Source organism: Vibrio sp. V39_P1S14PM300 (genome assembly GCF_009904765.1).
Classification (GTDB): Bacteria; Pseudomonadota; Gammaproteobacteria; order Enterobacterales; family Vibrionaceae; genus Vibrio; species Vibrio proteolyticus.
Map to the genome: position 1 here is coordinate 17,098 of NZ_WXWP01000308.1, position 16,695 is coordinate 33,792.

The 16,695-nt window shown below is 52.5% G+C and carries 14 protein-coding genes and 1 pseudogene; 8 read left to right on the forward strand and 7 right to left on the reverse strand.

Translation table 11 applies throughout. The annotated features are described in order from the left end of the window. Positions 1-5 precede the first annotated feature (5 nt). The gene (fis, locus tag CAG65_RS15715; protein WP_000462885.1) at positions 6-302 is read left to right on the forward strand and encodes a DNA-binding transcriptional regulator Fis; all 297 of its coding nucleotides are present in this window, start codon (positions 6-8) and stop codon (positions 300-302) included. A 261-nt stretch (positions 303-563) separates the two neighbouring features. After that, the gene (locus CAG65_RS15720; RefSeq protein WP_443098405.1) at positions 564-2,201 is read left to right on the forward strand and encodes a methyl-accepting chemotaxis protein; all 1,638 of its coding nucleotides are present in this window, start codon (positions 564-566) and stop codon (positions 2,199-2,201) included. Between the two features lie 125 nt (positions 2,202-2,326). Here CAG65_RS15720 and CAG65_RS15725 read toward each other — a convergent pair whose 3' ends face one another. From CAG65_RS15725 to zntR, 4 genes are all read right to left on the reverse strand, one after another. Beyond that, entirely contained in the window at positions 2,327-4,462 is a 2,136-nt protein-coding gene (locus CAG65_RS15725) for a lysine decarboxylase CadA (RefSeq protein ID WP_161454249.1), read from the reverse strand. Between the two features lie 109 nt (positions 4,463-4,571). Then, entirely contained in the window at positions 4,572-5,918 is a 1,347-nt protein-coding gene (gene cadB / locus CAG65_RS15730) for a cadaverine/lysine antiporter (RefSeq protein ID WP_161454250.1), read from the reverse strand. Positions 5,919-6,337: 419 nt separating this feature from the next. Further along, positions 6,338-7,873 (reverse strand): lysine decarboxylation/transport transcriptional activator CadC, encoded by a 1,536-nt coding sequence (cadC, locus tag CAG65_RS15735; RefSeq protein ID WP_161454251.1) that lies wholly within the window; start codon positions 7,871-7,873, stop codon positions 6,338-6,340. A gap of 173 nt (positions 7,874-8,046) precedes the next feature. After that, on the reverse strand, positions 8,047-8,445 hold the full coding sequence (zntR, locus tag CAG65_RS15740; protein WP_021707214.1) for a Zn(2+)-responsive transcriptional regulator: 399 nt from the start codon (positions 8,443-8,445) through the stop codon (positions 8,047-8,049). A gap of 49 nt (positions 8,446-8,494) precedes the next feature. Between zntR and CAG65_RS22280 the strand changes: the two are divergent. The 3 genes and pseudogenes from CAG65_RS22280 to purD all read left to right on the forward strand — a co-directional run. After that, a pseudogene (locus tag CAG65_RS22280) lies at positions 8,495-8,572 on the forward strand (phosphoribosylamine--glycine ligase); the annotation flags it as partial. A 147-nt stretch (positions 8,573-8,719) separates the two neighbouring features. Further along, positions 8,720-10,312: a bifunctional phosphoribosylaminoimidazolecarboxamide formyltransferase/IMP cyclohydrolase gene (gene purH / locus CAG65_RS15745; RefSeq protein ID WP_161454252.1), complete on the forward strand. Its 1,593-nt coding sequence runs from the start codon at positions 8,720-8,722 to the stop codon at positions 10,310-10,312. Positions 10,313-10,399: 87 nt separating this feature from the next. After that, the gene (gene purD / locus CAG65_RS15750) at positions 10,400-11,689 is read left to right on the forward strand and encodes a phosphoribosylamine--glycine ligase (protein WP_161454253.1); all 1,290 of its coding nucleotides are present in this window, start codon (positions 10,400-10,402) and stop codon (positions 11,687-11,689) included. Between the two features lie 45 nt (positions 11,690-11,734). Here purD and CAG65_RS15755 read toward each other — a convergent pair whose 3' ends face one another. Both CAG65_RS15755 and hupA read right to left on the reverse strand, forming a co-directional pair. Continuing rightward, positions 11,735-12,430, reverse strand: coding sequence for a DUF1481 domain-containing protein (locus CAG65_RS15755; RefSeq protein ID WP_021707211.1), 696 nt, complete (start codon positions 12,428-12,430; stop codon positions 11,735-11,737). A 48-nt stretch (positions 12,431-12,478) separates the two neighbouring features. After that, the gene (gene hupA, locus CAG65_RS15760) at positions 12,479-12,751 is read right to left on the reverse strand and encodes a nucleoid-associated protein HU-alpha (RefSeq protein WP_021707210.1); all 273 of its coding nucleotides are present in this window, start codon (positions 12,749-12,751) and stop codon (positions 12,479-12,481) included. 353 nt (positions 12,752-13,104) lie between these two features. Here hupA and CAG65_RS15765 point away from each other — a divergent pair, with 353 nt between their 5' ends. Further along, positions 13,105-14,163: a CNNM domain-containing protein gene (locus CAG65_RS15765; protein ID WP_161454254.1), complete on the forward strand. Its 1,059-nt coding sequence runs from the start codon at positions 13,105-13,107 to the stop codon at positions 14,161-14,163. 26 nt (positions 14,164-14,189) lie between these two features. Here CAG65_RS15765 and CAG65_RS15770 read toward each other — a convergent pair whose 3' ends face one another. Beyond that, positions 14,190-14,777 carry a YjaG family protein gene (locus CAG65_RS15770; RefSeq protein WP_021707208.1) on the reverse strand — a complete coding sequence of 196 codons (588 nt, stop codon included), beginning with the start codon at positions 14,775-14,777 and terminating at the stop codon, positions 14,190-14,192. Between the two features lie 71 nt (positions 14,778-14,848). Between CAG65_RS15770 and CAG65_RS15775 the strand changes: the two genes are divergently transcribed. Both CAG65_RS15775 and CAG65_RS15780 read left to right on the forward strand, forming a co-directional pair. Next, positions 14,849-15,775, forward strand: coding sequence for a D-2-hydroxyacid dehydrogenase (locus CAG65_RS15775; protein WP_161454255.1), 927 nt, complete (start codon positions 14,849-14,851; stop codon positions 15,773-15,775). Beyond that, positions 15,775-16,353, forward strand: a complete 579-nt coding sequence (locus CAG65_RS15780) for a uracil-DNA glycosylase family protein (RefSeq protein ID WP_021707206.1) — start codon at positions 15,775-15,777, stop codon at positions 16,351-16,353. Before CAG65_RS15775 ends, CAG65_RS15780 begins: the two co-directional genes overlap by 1 nt. The last annotated feature ends 342 nt before the right edge of the window (positions 16,354-16,695 follow it).

Here is a 16,695-nt window from a genome sequence, read left to right on the forward strand (position 1 = left end):
CGAATATGTTCGAACAAAATCTGACTTCAGAAGCTTTAACAGTAACTACCGTAACTTCACAGGATCAAATCACGCAAAAGCCACTTCGTGATTCTGTTAAAGCGTCTCTTAAAAACTATCTTGCTCAGCTGAATGGTCAAGAAGTAACAGAACTATATGAGCTAGTTCTAGCTGAAGTTGAACAGCCTCTACTGGACACCATCATGCAGTACACTCGCGGCAACCAGACTCGCGCAGCTACCATGATGGGCATCAACCGCGGTACTCTTCGTAAGAAACTGAAAAAATACGGCATGAACTGATCATTCCTGCGGTAAGACAAAAAACGGCGCTCTAGCGCCGTTTTTTATGCCTGCGATTGGCAGATGCCCTTGCTCTCACCTCTCGCTTTTGTGTAACTGACAGACCACGCATTCCTCAAAAACGAATCCGCTCTCTCAACTCGCCTTTGGTCGCATATACGCGAATTAAGTCGCTCTGTTACATTGATTTTGTGCATCAATATCAAATAACCACAACAACAATGACCGGCACCGCCTGGCCATCCACAAGGAGTGATGTGTATGGGAGTCAGCTTGCGACAAACCAAAATCAAAACCCGCCTTTATTTACTCACCGTTCTGATTGCCGTACTGATGCTGGTACCGTTTGCAGCCATGCTGTTCGATTATCAGCAGGATCTGATGGAAGCCAAGCAGACCAAAACCCGCCATTTGGTGGAAACCGCGCACAGCCTGATGAGCTACTACCAGCAACAGCAGCAGCAGGGCCTCCTCAGCACCGAGCAGGCGCAACAACAGGCACGAAGCGCCATTGCCACATTGCGTTACCAGCAAGACGACTACTTCTGGATTAACGACTTACAACCGGCGATGGTGATGCATCCGATGAAACCCCAGCTGGATGGCAAAGACCTGTCAGCCATCCAAGACCCCAATGGCAAAACGCTGTTTGTCGACATGGTCAATCTGGTGAAAAACCAGGGGGCCGGGTTTGTGTACTATATGTGGCCCAAACCCGGCAGCAACGTTGACGTGGAAAAGGTGTCTTACGTAAAACTGTTTCAGCCGTGGGGATGGTTGGTTGGCTCGGGCGTGTATCTAGATGACGTCAACGCCTTAGTGTGGCAACGGGTACAATCGGCTCTGATGATCCTCACCGCCAGCCTGTTGGCAATGATTGCGCTGGCCGCCTGGATTGGCCACAGCATCACCCAGCCTTGCAGCGATACCGAGCGCGCTTTGCGTGAAATCGCAGACGGAGATGGCGATCTGACCCGTCAGTTGCCAGTGCATGGCAATGATGAACTGTCGCACATTGCCAGCGCCTTCAATCAGTTCACCGCCCGCATCCGCGAGATCGTACGAGATCTCCAGCCGATCACCGACGGGATAACCGGCGCCGCCGTTGAGCTCAATCAGGTGGCGAGCACCGCCTCGGGGAAAACTCAGCAGCAACAACAGTCGGTCGATACGGTTGCCTCCGCGATGGACCAACTGCACGCCAACAATCAGGAAGTGGCCAATGCCGCTCAGGAAGCTGCTCAGGCGGCGCAGACCGCGCATGATAAAGGCCGTCATGGCAGTGCTGTGATCACCCAGGCCTCCAGCTATATGGACGCGCTGTCTGCCCTGGTGACACAGACTCAGGCGAATGCCCGGAGTCTTGAACGTGAAACCCAGGATGTCGGCAGCGTGCTGGAGGTGATTCGCGGCGTGGCCGAGCAGACCAACCTGCTGGCGCTGAATGCGGCGATTGAAGCGGCTCGCGCTGGCGAACAAGGCCGCGGCTTTGCGGTAGTGGCCGATGAAGTGCGCACCTTGGCGACCCGCACCCAGAGCAGCACCGATGAAATCGAGCAGATCATCACCAGTTTACAAAAACGTGCCGCGGAAGTGTGTCTGTCAATGGAACAGACCGAGCAACAATCCGGTGCCACGCAGCAGCAAGCAGTGATTGCCCAGCAGGCGCTGGCGGACATTGACCACGAAGTGGCCACCATACTGTCGCTCAATGAACACATCGCTGAAGCCTGTGCACAACAAACTAGTGCCACCGATGAAATCAGCCGCAGTGTGGCCGCAATTGCGGATCACAGCAATCAAGCGGCTGCCGAGGCCAATCAGGTGGCGGCGGCCAGCGAACAACTGATGCAAAGCGGACGCCAATTGCAAACCAGCTTTGCTGCGTTCAAAGTGTAAAAATACCAGGGCATTCAGCCCTGGCCATTTGGGTAACAGTGAGATGGGGTATCGCGCACTGTCTGAGGTAACAACCTGCATCCCCGGCAGTGACACCGCAGGGGATGCAGGTTGCTGAGCTTGACTCAGTCTTTGAGAACTTTGACGGTATAACGCCCGTCTTTCTGACGATACAGGCCGTGAATATCGGTTTCAAAACCTGGGTAGTGCGAGCCGATCTCACACAGCATTTCCAGGAATTCAAGCACCGGACGCGACTCCGGCGTCACCATTTCACCTGGCAGTACCAAGGGCACACCTGGAGGGTAAGGCAGAATCATGTTGGCACTAACGCGACCGACCATATCGTTGAGCAAGATTTCCTCGGTATGGCCCCGCAACTCTTCCTGCCACGCCGCGTGTGGCGTCACTTTCATCTCCGGCAGCACATCAAACGCTTTGTACATCAGCTCTGGTAGGTTGTATTTTTTGGTTAAATCATGGATCGCTTGTGCAAGATCTTGAACGCGCATACCTTCATAGAAGCTTGGATCTTCGTTGTACAACGAAGGCAGGAAGTTTTTGACCGTTAAGTTCAAGTCATAACCGCGTTTGAACTCGGTGAGACCACGCAGCAATTGCATGGCTTTTGATTTGTCGATACCGATAGAGAATAGGAACAACAGGTTGTATGGGCCTGTTTTCTCTACAACAATGCCGCGTTCGTCGAGGAATTTCGCCACCAGCGAAGCAGGAACTCCGGACTCTTCCAGTTCACCGTCGTTGTTCATTCCCGGGGTCAGCAGCGTCACTTTGATCGGGTCAAGATACATGTGGTTATCGTCCATGTTCTTGAAGCCATGCCATCCATCGTTGGGATCCAGTTTCCAGCATTCTGTGCTATCAATATTGTCTGGTTGCCACACATCGAAGAACCAGCCTTCACTTTCCCCTTTCAGACGTTTGATTTCTTTACGGAAGCGAATCGCCCGATCGATGGAGTCCTGCATCAGCTTGCGACCCGTGTTCCCACGCATCATTGCCGCCGCCGTTTCGGTCGACGCAACAATACCGTACTGTGGCGATGTCGAGGTATGCATCATGAAGGCTTCGTTAAACGACTCTTTGTCAAACTCACCCTTGATGTGAATCATCGAGGCCTGGGAAAACGCCGCCAACAGCTTGTGCGTCGATTGGGTTTCGTAGAACACTTTGCCCGGCATGGCCTCACCACTCATGCCACATTTACCTGCGTAGATTGCGTTGAAGTTAGTGTAAGGCACCCAGGCACTGTCGAAGTGGATGTGTTTACACTCCAGCGACTCTTTGATGAACTGTGTGTTGTACAACAGGCCATCGTAGGTTGAATTGGTCACCACCGCGTAAGACGGCGCAGTCGCGCCCGGGGTGCATGCCACTTTCTCCGCGATCACCTCACGACTGAACTCGCTTTGCGGAATGCCCCCCAAAATGCCATAGGCGTTACGGGTCGGGCGGAAATAAATCGGTGTGACATCACTCATCATCATCAGGTGCGTAAGCGATTTATGGCAGTTGCGATCCACCAGCACGGTGCTACCCGCCGGGGCGGAAAACATCCCGACGATTTTGTTTGATGTCGACGTGCCGTTGGTCACGATGTATGAACTGTCGGCATTAAACGTCCGTGCAATGTACTCTTCAGCTTCCTGATGCGGACCAGAGTGATCGAGTAGCGAGCCCAACTCGGGCATGGAGATAGACACGTCCGCCTTGAAGGTATTCGGGCCGTAGAAATCATAGAAGATGCTACCGGCAGGGCTTTTCTGGAAAGCCGTCCCGCCCATGTGGCCCGGCGTACAGAAGGTGTATTTCCCCTCATCAACGTATTTGAACAGCGCCTTGGTAAACGGAGGCATGATCGCGTCCTTGTATGCCTCGGTGGCTTGGTTAATCTTGATCAGGATGTCATCGGCCATCCCCAAGGCATATTCGAAAAAGCTGACGTTCAATCGCAGATCGGTCAGGGAAATATCCAGGGTCGACTGCTCGTTGGCGAACGCGTGCACCGGTAATTTCTCGTTGATCTGGCTGATGCGCTCACACAGCTCAAGTGAGTATTTGTCCCAGTCAAACAGGACACCGCAGATACGCGGGTTCATCTCAATCATCTTGATCAAGTCTTTGTCATCGACCGGGTACACCACGTCGTAGCCGGCTTTTTCCAATGCATGATGCAACTGACGCACCGGTTCTTCTTTAAAGAACACACCCATGTGATTGAGGATAGCGAAAATATTCATTTGGACATCTCCAAGGCGAAAGAGGGCGCTCCCTGCCAACGACAGGCAGTGAGTAAGAGGAGCGCCGAAAGAAATTCAGGGAGCCGGAACCGCAGCACCGGCGTGAGGATTAGTGACCGGTCTGAGTAACCGGCATCTCGTTGCGATGCTGTTCCATGTACTGGGCCAGCCCCGCTTTTTTGCTGTAGAACATCAGGATGACCAGTGACATGATGAAGGTTGCCGTCAGTGTGGTTCCTTCCGCCCCGGCCAGCGCCACCATGCAGAACAGACAAGCGATACCGGAGAACAGCATCACGAAGCCATTGCGGGTGGTCATGCCCTCAAAACGGATCAGGTTGATGCTGGAGTAGAAGTACGGCAGCATGGTCAGCAGCACTGCATCGGTGGTCAGTTGGTTGAACAGATCAGCGGCATGCGCGGTTTTGGAGCTGAACACCATCAGCACACACATCAGCGCGGTCATTTTGAGCGAAGCCAGAATCAGCCCTTTTTTCGGTACGCCATTGCGGTCAGTTTCACCGTAGATCTTAGGGAAATTACCATCACTGGCTGCGCGCTTACCGGCCTCTCCCACCAACATCATCCACGAGCCAAGTGACGTGAAGCACGCCAGTGCGGTGAACGCCGAGACAAAAGGTGCGGTCCAGCTGCCAAACAGCGCTGTGGTGGCCAGCGCAAACGGCGCACCAGAGGCAGCAACATCTGAGGCTGGGAACATACCGCTGATCATCTGCGTCGACATTACGTAAATCACCCCTGCGATTCCGGTACCCAGCATGGTAGCCAGCGGCACGGTGCGTTTAGGGTTATCCACCATACCGGATGACACCGCGGCTGATTCCACACCGACAAACGACCACAGACAAATCAGTACCGCCGTGATGATGGCGTGGCTGTCTGAGCCTGCCGAGACATTCCAGTTCTGGGCATAGATGGCGGTGTCAAAGTGGGTCCAGCCAAACAGAGCTGTTCCCAGGACGGGAACCAGGATCAGCACCAGCCCTAACGTGCACAGACGACTCACCCAGCTGCCCCCCAACAGGTTGACCAGAGTAAACAGCCACACAGAGGCAATGGTTGCGATACCGGCCGGAATGGGGTTGTTCAACACCGGGAAGAACACAGAAAGGTAAGAGACACCAGTGATTGCAATCGCCAGATTACCGATCCAGTTCGCGTGGTAGTAAAGCACGCCCGTCTGGAAACCAAACACTGGAGAGATTTCACCGGCATAAGCGATCGGGCCTCCTTGTTGCGGGTTTTTGGTTGCCAGACGAGCGAACACAAACGCCAGACACAGCGCGCCGACAATACAAATCAGCCAGCTAAACAGAGAAATGGAGCCGACCGTAGCCAGGCTGGAGGGCAACAGCGCAATACCGCTGCCCATCATGTTACCGGCCACTACCCCGGTACAGGCAATCACGCCAATTTTTTTTGCATTCGAGGACATAACATCTCCAAGTCGATTCTTATTGAGCAACAGACGCTCAAACTGAACATCATTAGCGAGCGGTTATCGACATGGATATCTGCCAGAACTCGCTAACTGTCGACTGGCAGACTACGCCCAAAACAGCGAAAAAGAATCAAGATGAGATTATCAATAAAATCATGATCTGACGGCGCTTTTCCTGATATAAACCTGAGCAAATAGAATAGATAAGTCATTGAATTTCATTCATTAAAAGAAAACCTAAAAGCACATCAAACGCCATTCTAAAAATATCAACCTCACTCAACTTCACAGGTATTGAGCAGCGACGTGGGCTTGGGCCGCCCTCCTCACTCTGATGACCGGGCCCGGCGCAAAAAAAGCCCCCGCCGGTTGGCAGGGGCTTGGCAAAATAAGGCTGACTCAGCAAGGTGCGTTTAAATCACTCGGACAACAGCTGGGTGCACCGAACGGTACATGGCGTAATCAATGGCTTTCAGATCGCTGCTGAACATCAGATTCTGGCACAACAGGTAGGTTTCCATCGATGTGTCGATGTAAAACGCTTCACTGTAAGACTCCCCGGCCTTGTCCAGTTCACCGTTCAACTCAGCCAGTTTGCCCTGAATCACATACGCCAGCACCGAATCACGCTGCGCCAGTGCACGGTTCAGATCGCGGTTTGCCTGCGACAGTTGCCCGCTCATCACTTCATGCAGCGCCAACGCTTCATACACTCTTGGCTGCGTTGGTAACGGCTCCGTCGCCACGGCCTGAGTCAGTTGCCGGTTGAGGATGGCAATCCGCTCATGGTTTAGTGTGCGTTCAGGTTCAAGCGCGTGCTGCACATAGTAAGCCACCAGCAACTCAGCCTCGACATACGCATTGCCTGGCTCCGCGTCCAGCGTCTGCTCCAGCAGCTCAACTCCGCGGGCAAACTCCGTCGCCTCTGACACATTAAGGTAGTGGTTTGCCTGAACAAAGCGTTGTAAGGCGGTGGTATTTTTCGGCATGTCGGCCATGAGCCTGGCCGCTTTGTGGTACGGGTGCGCAATCGTCAATGCCTGCATCAGGTCCTGAGAGGCCTGCTGCATCACCGCCTGCAAACGCTGGCTGACCAGTGGATACTGGCGACTGAACAGGACATTTTCCGACGAGTTGTTCTTGTATTCGATATCGAGCAATTGGACACCGCTGTCATCTTTCACCCGCACGGTCACGGTTTTTCCGGGTAAAATTCCCGAATTGAATACCGCTTTGTGCAGCATGACCCGGTATGTGCTGACCTGAGCAATATCGGACATCAGCTTTTGGGCAAATCCGTCGGCCAGTTCGTGGCTGAGTGTGGTGTGATGCAGTTGATCCTGAAAACGAAACTCAATCAGATGGGTATCAATCGCCTGAGTGATGCGCACTTCCGACTGGTTGTAGGTAAACAGCCCCATCGCTACAATCAGCACACTCACCCATAACACGTTCAGCGCCGTCTGACGCCAACGGCTCAGGCTGGGCGCACGAGCCGATCGCACTGTCCTGGCAGACAGGCTACACACTGCCCGGGTCAACGGCGCCGCAGGAAAAGCCATATCATTGCCGTCGTCATCCGGCCTGGACTGCTCCGATGGCAGATTGAGCGGCAAAGGCGCGGAATCGAGCAGCTGAACATCCGCTACCAGCTTGTAACCCCGTTTGGGGACCGTCACCACATAACTGAGGTTCTCTTTGCGGCCATCGCGCAGCAGCTTACGCAGTTCAAAGATAGACTGAGTGACCACCTGATCGGTCACGATCGCCCCATCCCACACATGGGTGATCAGGGCTTCTCGGCAAAATACTTCACCGGCATGTTCAGCAAGAAATCGGAGTAAATTGATTAAGCGCGGTTCAGCCGACACTTCCCTGTCCTGGCGATACAGCTTATTTTCATCAACGCTTAATACCCAATCATTGATTTGAAAATAGGTTCCAACCATAACTTGGCACTCTTGGTATCTGTCAGACAATGTCGCTCAGCGGGCACTCGCCCGAATAATTATCCGAGTCGACAGGAGGCGGAATTATAGGTGGGAACCCAGTCAGAACCTAAGAAACTGCAATACCAAAAATGCAACCTAAGGTTAAAGGGCTATAAACACAAAACTTTGACCTACTCCAAAGCAGCCAGAATCGAACAGTGACTAGCGTCGTCATCAACATCACCGCAGCAGGCATCGTTGATCTTTTTCAACGCGCTACGAATACGGGTCAGCTCAGCAATTTTGGTGTCGATAACGTTCAGTTTGGCCGAGGTGATCGCTTTGACTTCGGCGCAGCTGTGCTCCGTGGCTTCCAGCTTGATTTCCAATAACTCGCGGATCTCATCCAATGTCAGACCCAAATCTTTCGCTTTGAGAATAAAACTGACCTGCTGCTGATTTTCGTCACTGTAGAGACGGTAGCCAGACTCACTACGCCCTGCTGGTTTAATTAACTGATTTTTTTCATAAAAACGCAGCGTATCTGCGGTCACGCCACAGCGTTTCGCCAGTTCACCGATCTGAAACATAACGGCTCCTATTAACTATCTCGTTACTTTTTAAGCGAAAGATCGCCTTTTTTGCAATTATTTTTGCGATGCCAAACGATTGCGCGAGCTTTTTTGTAATAAATTAGTTAGAATACGCGCCATCAAATTTGGAGTACATTATCTAACCAGTCGATACTGGTGACTAAAGATTTTTACCAAAACTGGCCAAGTCATTACCCATGGTAATCCATGTTCACTTTTGGCAAACGTCTTTTATTTAGTTTAACTCCATGAATTTGAGGAAGATGGAAGCATGAACAACGCTCGTCCAATTCGCCGCGCGCTGATTAGCGTGTCAGACAAAACAGGTATTGTTGAGTTTGCACAAGCTCTGGCAGATCGCGGTGTCGATATCCTTTCTACTGGTGGTACGGCCCGCCTGCTGGCTGACAGCGGTATTGCTGTGACCGAAGTGTCAGATTACACCGGTTTTCCGGAAATGATGGACGGACGGGTTAAAACGCTCCACCCGAAAGTGCATGGTGGTGTCCTGGGCCGTCGTGGCCAGGATGACGCCGTCATGGCGCAACATGACATCAAACCTATCGACATGGTTGTCGTCAATCTCTATCCCTTTGCCGAAACCGTTGCCAAAGACGGCTGCACGCTGGCAGACGCCGTGGAAAACATCGACATCGGCGGCCCGACCATGGTGCGCTCTGCAGCGAAAAACCACAAAGACGTGACCATCGTGGTGAACGCGCACGATTACCCGCGCGTAGTTGCCGAAATGGATGCCAATGAGGCCTCACTGACGCTGGAAACCCGCTTCGATCTGGCGATTGCCGCATTCGAGCACACCGCCGCTTACGATGGCATGATCGCCAACTACTTCGGCACGATGGTTCCTTCTTACGGAGAGAACAAAGAAGGTGATGAAGAGAGCAAGTTCCCTCGCACCTTCAATCAGCAGTTCCTCAAAAAACAAGACATGCGCTACGGCGAAAACAGCCACCAGGATGCCGCCTTCTACGTGGAAGCGAACCCAGAAGAAGCGTCGGTTTCAACCGCACGTCAGATTCAGGGCAAAGCCCTGTCTTACAACAACATCGCCGATACTGACGCGGCGCTGGAATGCGTGAAAGAGTTCGCAGAGCCCGCGTGTGTGATCGTCAAACACGCTAATCCATGTGGTGTGGCTCTGGGCGGCGACATTCTGGAAGCCTACAACCGCGCTTACCAAACCGATCCAACCTCAGCGTTTGGCGGCATTATCGCATTTAACCGCGAACTGGATGCCTCGACAGCCAGCGCGATCGTTGAGCGTCAATTCGTTGAAGTCATCATCGCTCCTTCAGTGTCTGAAGAAGCGATCGAAGTGGTCGCAGCGAAGAAAAACGTACGCCTACTCGAGTGTGGTGAGTGGTCAACCAAGACAACGGGCTTCGATGTGAAACGCGTGAATGGTGGTCTGCTGGTTCAAGACCGTGACCAGGGCATGGTAAGCCTGGATGATTTGAAAGTCGTCTCTCAGCGACAACCAACCGAAGAAGAGCTGAAAGACGCGCTGTTCTGCTGGAAAGTGGCCAAGTACGTCAAATCCAACGCGATTGTCTACGCCAAAGGCGACATGACTATCGGTGTCGGCGCAGGCCAAATGAGCCGCGTCTACTCAGCCAAAATTGCCGGCATTAAAGCGGCTGACGAAGGTCTGCAAGTCGCCGGTAGCGTAATGGCGTCGGATGCCTTCTTCCCCTTCCGTGATGGCATCGATGCCGCGGCGGAAGCCGGTATCAAATGCGTGATCCAGCCAGGCGGCTCGATGCGTGACGATGAAGTGATTGCCGCGGCCGACGAACACGGCATGGCCATGATCTTCACCGGCATGCGTCACTTCCGTCACTAAGCCTTCGAACCATCACTTGGGAGCCTGTCAGCCTGATCGAGCTCCCAATGATTGAGAGATCCGAATTTACAATTAAGGAATTCATTTATGCGAGTTTTAATTATTGGTGCCGGCGGTCGTGAGCACGCGTTAGCTTGGAAAGCCGCGCAAAACCCAAATGTTGAAACTATCTTTGTTACGCCAGGCAACGCCGGTACAGCGCTTGAGCCCAAACTGGAAAACGTCAACATTGCAGTAGAAGACATCGCGGGTCTGGTTGCGTTCGCAAAAGAGAACGCCATTGAACTGACCATCGTCGGCCCTGAAGCGCCACTGGTGATTGGCGTAGTGGATGCGTTCCGTGCTGCCGGGTTGCCAATCTTTGGTCCGACGCAATCTGCGGCACAACTGGAAGGTTCAAAAGCCTTTACGAAAGACTTCCTCGCTCGTCACCACATTCCGACCGGCGCTTACGCCAACTTCACGGAAATCGAACCGGCACTTGCTTACGTGCGCGAGCAGGGTGCACCGATCGTGGTCAAAGCCGATGGTCTGGCGGCGGGTAAAGGCGTGATTGTCGCCATGACACTGGAAGAAGCCGAAGACGCTATCAAAGACATGCTGGCCGGCAATGCGTTCGGCGACGCTGGCAGCCGCGTGGTGATCGAAGAGTTTCTGGATGGCGAAGAAGCGAGCTTTATTGTCATGGTTGACGGTGAAAACGTTCTGCCTATGGCGACCAGCCAGGACCACAAACGTGTTGGCGATAAAGATACCGGCCCGAACACGGGCGGCATGGGCGCCTACTCGCCCGCTCCCGTGGTTACCCCTGACATCCACAACCGCATTATGGATGAAGTGATTTATCCAACCGTGCGCGGCATGGCTGACGAGGGCAACCCATACACCGGCTTTCTTTACGCGGGCCTGATGATCGATAAATCCGGCACACCGAAAGTGATCGAATATAACTGCCGCTTCGGTGACCCGGAAACCCAGCCTATCATGATGCGTATGCAGTCAGATCTGGTTGAACTGTGTCTGGCTGCTATTGATGGCAAGCTGGACCAGGTGGACTCGAAATGGGACCCGCGTGCTTCCATTGGCATCGTGCTGGCCGCAGGCGGTTACCCGGGCGCGTACAACAAAGGCGACGTCATTTCGGGCCTGCCTCAGGCCGAAGTGGAAGGCGAGAAAGTCTTCCATGCAGGCACCGATAACCAGGATGGGGACATCGTCACCAACGGTGGCCGCGTACTGTGTGCAACTGCGCTGGGCAACAGCGTGTCTGAAGCTCAGCAACGTGCCTACCAGCTGGCTCAACACATCCGTTGGGAAGGTATGTTCCACCGCAATGACATTGGTTACCGAGCGATTGCGCGCGAGAATCAGGAATAACCTCCTCGCATCGACAAAAAAGGCGCTCTGATGAGCGCCTTTATTTTATTGTTTTTCCAGCAGCCCTGGCCGCTGAATACAGCCATGATCCTCGTCTGCCAACATCAGCAGTTGTTCGACGATCATGCCATCCGATTTAATCTTGCCGATAAACGCCACGTAGCTGTCAATCGCCGCCAAACGGTTGACTACGAAGCTAGGCAGAGTCTGATTAAACGACAGACGACGGTATTCCTGCCCAGTGCAGCTCTCAAAAGTAGCCCCGTCCCATACGCCTTGTAACAGCTCAAAACCAGCCTTGTCTTGCTTTTTAGCGGTACTGGCCACATTCTCGGCTTCACGGACGTAGCTCGCCAATTGCTGCTCATTAAGCGGCAACACTTTCCCGTCCAAACGGTAACGCTGGAATACCGCTTCCCCGTCTTTATTGAAACGGATATGAATGCGGTAGTCGACCAGAGCCTCGCTCTTACGTTGCTTACCTTCACGAATCATCTCGCGTACCTGACCTTCGTCCCAACGGTACTCAGACTGATACCAGCCGTAATCACCGGCAGAGACATAATCTGCCGCCTTCAACGGCTGAGACTGTTGCTCGGTATACCAGTAAAAGCTGGTCGCATCGCCAAGGGACTGACCGCCAGTGTATTCAGAAAATTGTTCCAGATTAGGCGTGGGAGCGGAGGAAGAACACCCGATTAAAGGCAAGAGGATTAGTGAAGATAAAAACCAATTTTTCATAGCAGAGGAATTACGCCGAGACAAACAAGCATCTCGGCGTAGTATAAATTACTTCACTGCGTCTTTCAGTGCTTTACCAGCAACGAATGCAGGAACGTTAGCTGCAGCGATTTGGATCTCTGCACCAGTCTTAGGGTTACGACCAGTACGTGCTGCACGGTGGTTTACTTTGAATGTACCAAAACCAATTAGTTGAACTTGGTCACCCTCTTTCAGTGCGTCAGTCACACCGTCAAGAGTTGCTTCAAGAGCAGCTTTAGCTTGTGCTTTAGACAGGTCTGCTTTCTCTGCAATAAAGTCGATTAATTGGGTCTTGTTCATTAGGTTTCCCTTCTTATGTGTTATCGAATTCAATTCACTCTAAATCATAAATGCCCCATCTGGCAAAGGTTTGTCGGCGATCTTTGACTTTACTGACGTACTTTTAACCGGAATATGAGCATTAACTCACAATTTGTTACTCAATGCCTCGGATCTGAGACTTGTTTTTGCCTGTTTACAGCCCTATTTAATAGCAGCAAATGTTACGAGAAGCCTGATGTTTCGGGGCTTTTGCTGAATAAAAAATACGCACACCAATAATGCCCAGGCATACCGGAATAAGCCGCAAAAATTGCAAATTTGCCTTTTCCGGCGCAAAGTTCGGTTGTGGTATCTCACTGCATAGGAGCATTATGTTACTGCTGACTGTTTACGTTTCGATTGCGATCGGCGTATCGTTTGTCTGTTCGGTTTTAGAAGCGGTTTTATTAAGTATTACCCCAAGTTATCTGGCCCAGCTGCGCCAGCAAGACCACCCGGCCGCGGGCAAATTGTCGCGCCTCAAAGCAGACATTGATCGCCCGCTGGCTTCGATTCTGACCCTCAATACCATCGCCCATACGATTGGCGCGGCCAGTGCGGGTGCGCAGGCAGCGGTCGTGTTTGGCAGCGAATGGCTGGGCGTATTTTCCGCTGTTTTGACACTGGGGATCTTGGTGCTGTCCGAAATCGTTCCGAAAACCATCGGAGCGACCTACTGGCGCCAGTTAGCCCCACCGACCGCCACCACGCTGCGTTGGATGGTGTGGGCATTGACACCGTTTGTCTGGTTTTCAGAGCAAATCACCAAACGTCTGGCTCGCGGACAGGAAACGCCGAAAATGCGTGATGAGCTGTCTGCGATGGCAATGCTGGCTCAGGAGAGCGGCGAATTTGCCGTAGGCGAATCGACCATGCTCAACAACCTACTGGGCATTCGTGACATTCCGGTGACTCAGGTGATGACACCCCGGCCCGTTGTGTTTCGCGTCGATGCTGAGATGAGCATCAACGAGTTCCTGCACGAGCACCGTGATACACCGTTCTCAAGGCCGCTGGTTTACAGCCAGGAGAAGGACAACATCATCGGCTTTGTCCACCGTCTGGAATTGTTCAAGCTGCAACAGTCTGGCCTGGGTGACAAACAGTTGGGGGCGGTCATGCGCCCGGTGCATGTGTTGCTCAATACGCTATCGCTGCCGACCGCCTTTGAACAGATGATGGCGCATCGTCTGCAACTGGCGATGGTGGTCGACGAATACGGCACCGTACAAGGCATTCTGACACTGGAAGACATCTTTGAGCATCTGCTGGGTGAAGAGATTGTCGATGAAGCGGACCGCATCACCGATATGCAGGAACTGGCGTACCAACGCTGGGAACGCTGGAAGAAAAAGCACGGCGTCATAGAAAACCGCGATGATGATGATTAAAAAATGGGAGCTCATGCTCCCATTTTTTATAAACCGATACCGATGTTGCTGATGCCTTCTTCACGCAACTCCTGACGCAAATCTTTAATCAGTTCGATGTCTCTTTCTGTCGCATCACGCAGAGGACGGAAAATGGCCCACTGAACGTCCCATTCCCCACACACCGCTTCGTTCTGCTTCTGGTTGTCATTGGTTACCTCTTCGCCGGTTTGAGCTTCTTCAAGCTGCGCAACGGTCGCGACCGACTGCTGACTGAGTTTGAACATGTTTTCCTGAAGATCATCACGATCCAGCAGGCCATGCAGTAACGTAGACAGCCCAATGCAGGCATCGATCGCCGGATACACCAGATACATATCGAAATCTTCCGAGCTGGGAATGATCTCTTCCAGCTTCTCCAACTGACGTTCGAAATTCACTTTAGCGTTTTTCACCGTTAGGAGTTCCCAGACACTGTCGAGAATATCGCGGTAGATACGCGCTTCCGCGAATTCTGTATTCGCGCAAAACATGGCATAGTTAGGGTACATGCGCTCACACAGGCAAGCCATAAACGTGATTTGTTGCCAGGGCTCGAATTTCTCAAGACGCAGCTGAAGGGGATTCTGTAGCATAGTTACTCAGTCGTTGCAGAAAAAGACAGCGGAAGTGTACTTGATATACCACAGGGAAAAAAGCAAAGCCGATGAACAATTTTAGTCATAAGCTCTACATTCTGACCGAACACGACGATACGTACCGCCAGCTCGTTGCTGATCTGAAGCTGCCGGATCTGGTGATCACCGAACAGCGGGACGAGGCGAGCATACTTTTGGCTGCGCCGCCTATGGCGGCCAAGCAGTTAGACAAGTTTCCTCAGTTGGTCTGGCTGCAATCCATCTATGCCGGCGTTGACGCTCTGCTGCAGCAAGCAGACAAACGCGATTACCACTTAACCAATGTCAAAGGTATCTTCGGCCAGCAAATAGCCGAGTACGTACTCGGCTATACTATCGCCCATTACCGCCATTTCCGCCGGTACCAACAGCAGCAGACTCAGCAACACTGGCAACCTCACTCCTATGTCTCCCTAACGCAGAAACGTATGGTCATTCTCGGTACAGGGTCAATTGGAGTGCACCTGGCGCACAGCGCGCAGGCAATGGGGTTGGAAACCATAGGAGTCAACCGCAGTGGTATTCCGCCCAAGGGGTCACCTTTTGTCGACACCTACCATATTCAGGACCTGGACAAAGCGCTCGCGACCGCAGACGTTATCGTCAACACTCTGCCAAATACGCCTGACACTCACCATCTACTGAATGCTAAGACCTTACAAGCGGCTCAGCATGCTCTGCTGTTCAATGTCGGCCGAGGCGCGACACTCTGCCAACAAGGCTTATTGCAATCCTTGGCCGCCGGAAATATCGAGCACGCTTATCTGGATGTATTTGAAACGGAGCCACTTGAGCACCAACATCCGTACTGGCAACATACAAATGTGACCGTGACACCGCATATCGCCGCTTTGAGCTTTCCAGATCAGGTAGTGGCCATTTTTGGTGAAAATTACCTGCGTTGGCGCGACGGGTTTGCGCTCCATCACCAAGTTGACTTTAACAAGGGTTATTAATGCTGGACGAACTTCTGTGCCAAATCAGACAATGCAAAGTCTGTGAGCCTCACCTACCTTTAGGGGCCAATCCGGTGATCCAGGCCAGCCGGCAATCACGCCTGCTGATCATCGGCCAGGCACCGGGAACTAAGGTTCATCAGACCTCCATTCCCTGGAACGATCCCAGTGGAGATAGGTTAAGAACCTGGCTGGATCTGGATAAACACGTCTTCTATGACGCGGAGAATATCGCCATCATGCCAATGGGACTGTGTTATCCGGGGAAGGGAAAAAGCGGCGATCTGCCACCAAGAAAAGAATGCGCGCCACTGTGGCATCAACAGGTACTGGATCAGATGCCAAATATCGGTATGACCTTACTGATCGGTCAATATGCGCAGAACTATTACCTGCACGACAAACCGACCACACTGACAGAAACAGTGCGTCAATGGCAACGCTGGGCACCGCAGTTTCTGCCGTTACCTCACCCTTCCCCCCGTAATACCCTGTGGTTGAAAAAGAATCCCTGGTTTGAAACTGAAGTGATTCCCTATATCCGTGATTACGTTCATCAGCATCTAAGTCAAGGCTAACCAAGTCTTGTTAATAACTGCCATAACACCATGGGGTTATTTTATTCAAGCTTATGGGTTGGGCTCTGAAACGCGTGAGAGCGACTCGGGCGTCACATTCATCACAGGAAGCGGGCTTACCCATAAACAAAAAGACCCCAGCATGATGGCTGGGGTCTGAAAGAGGTGGCAAAGTCGCCGGGATTTCGGGCAACCGGGACTCGTTTGCTCGAAGACCAAAATAACGGGGAAAAACGAAAAAAGCCTCGCTGATAGCGAGGCTTTCGAAATAAATGGCGGAGCGGACGGGACTCGAACCCGCGACCCCCGGCGTGACAGGCCGGTATTCTAACCAACTGAACT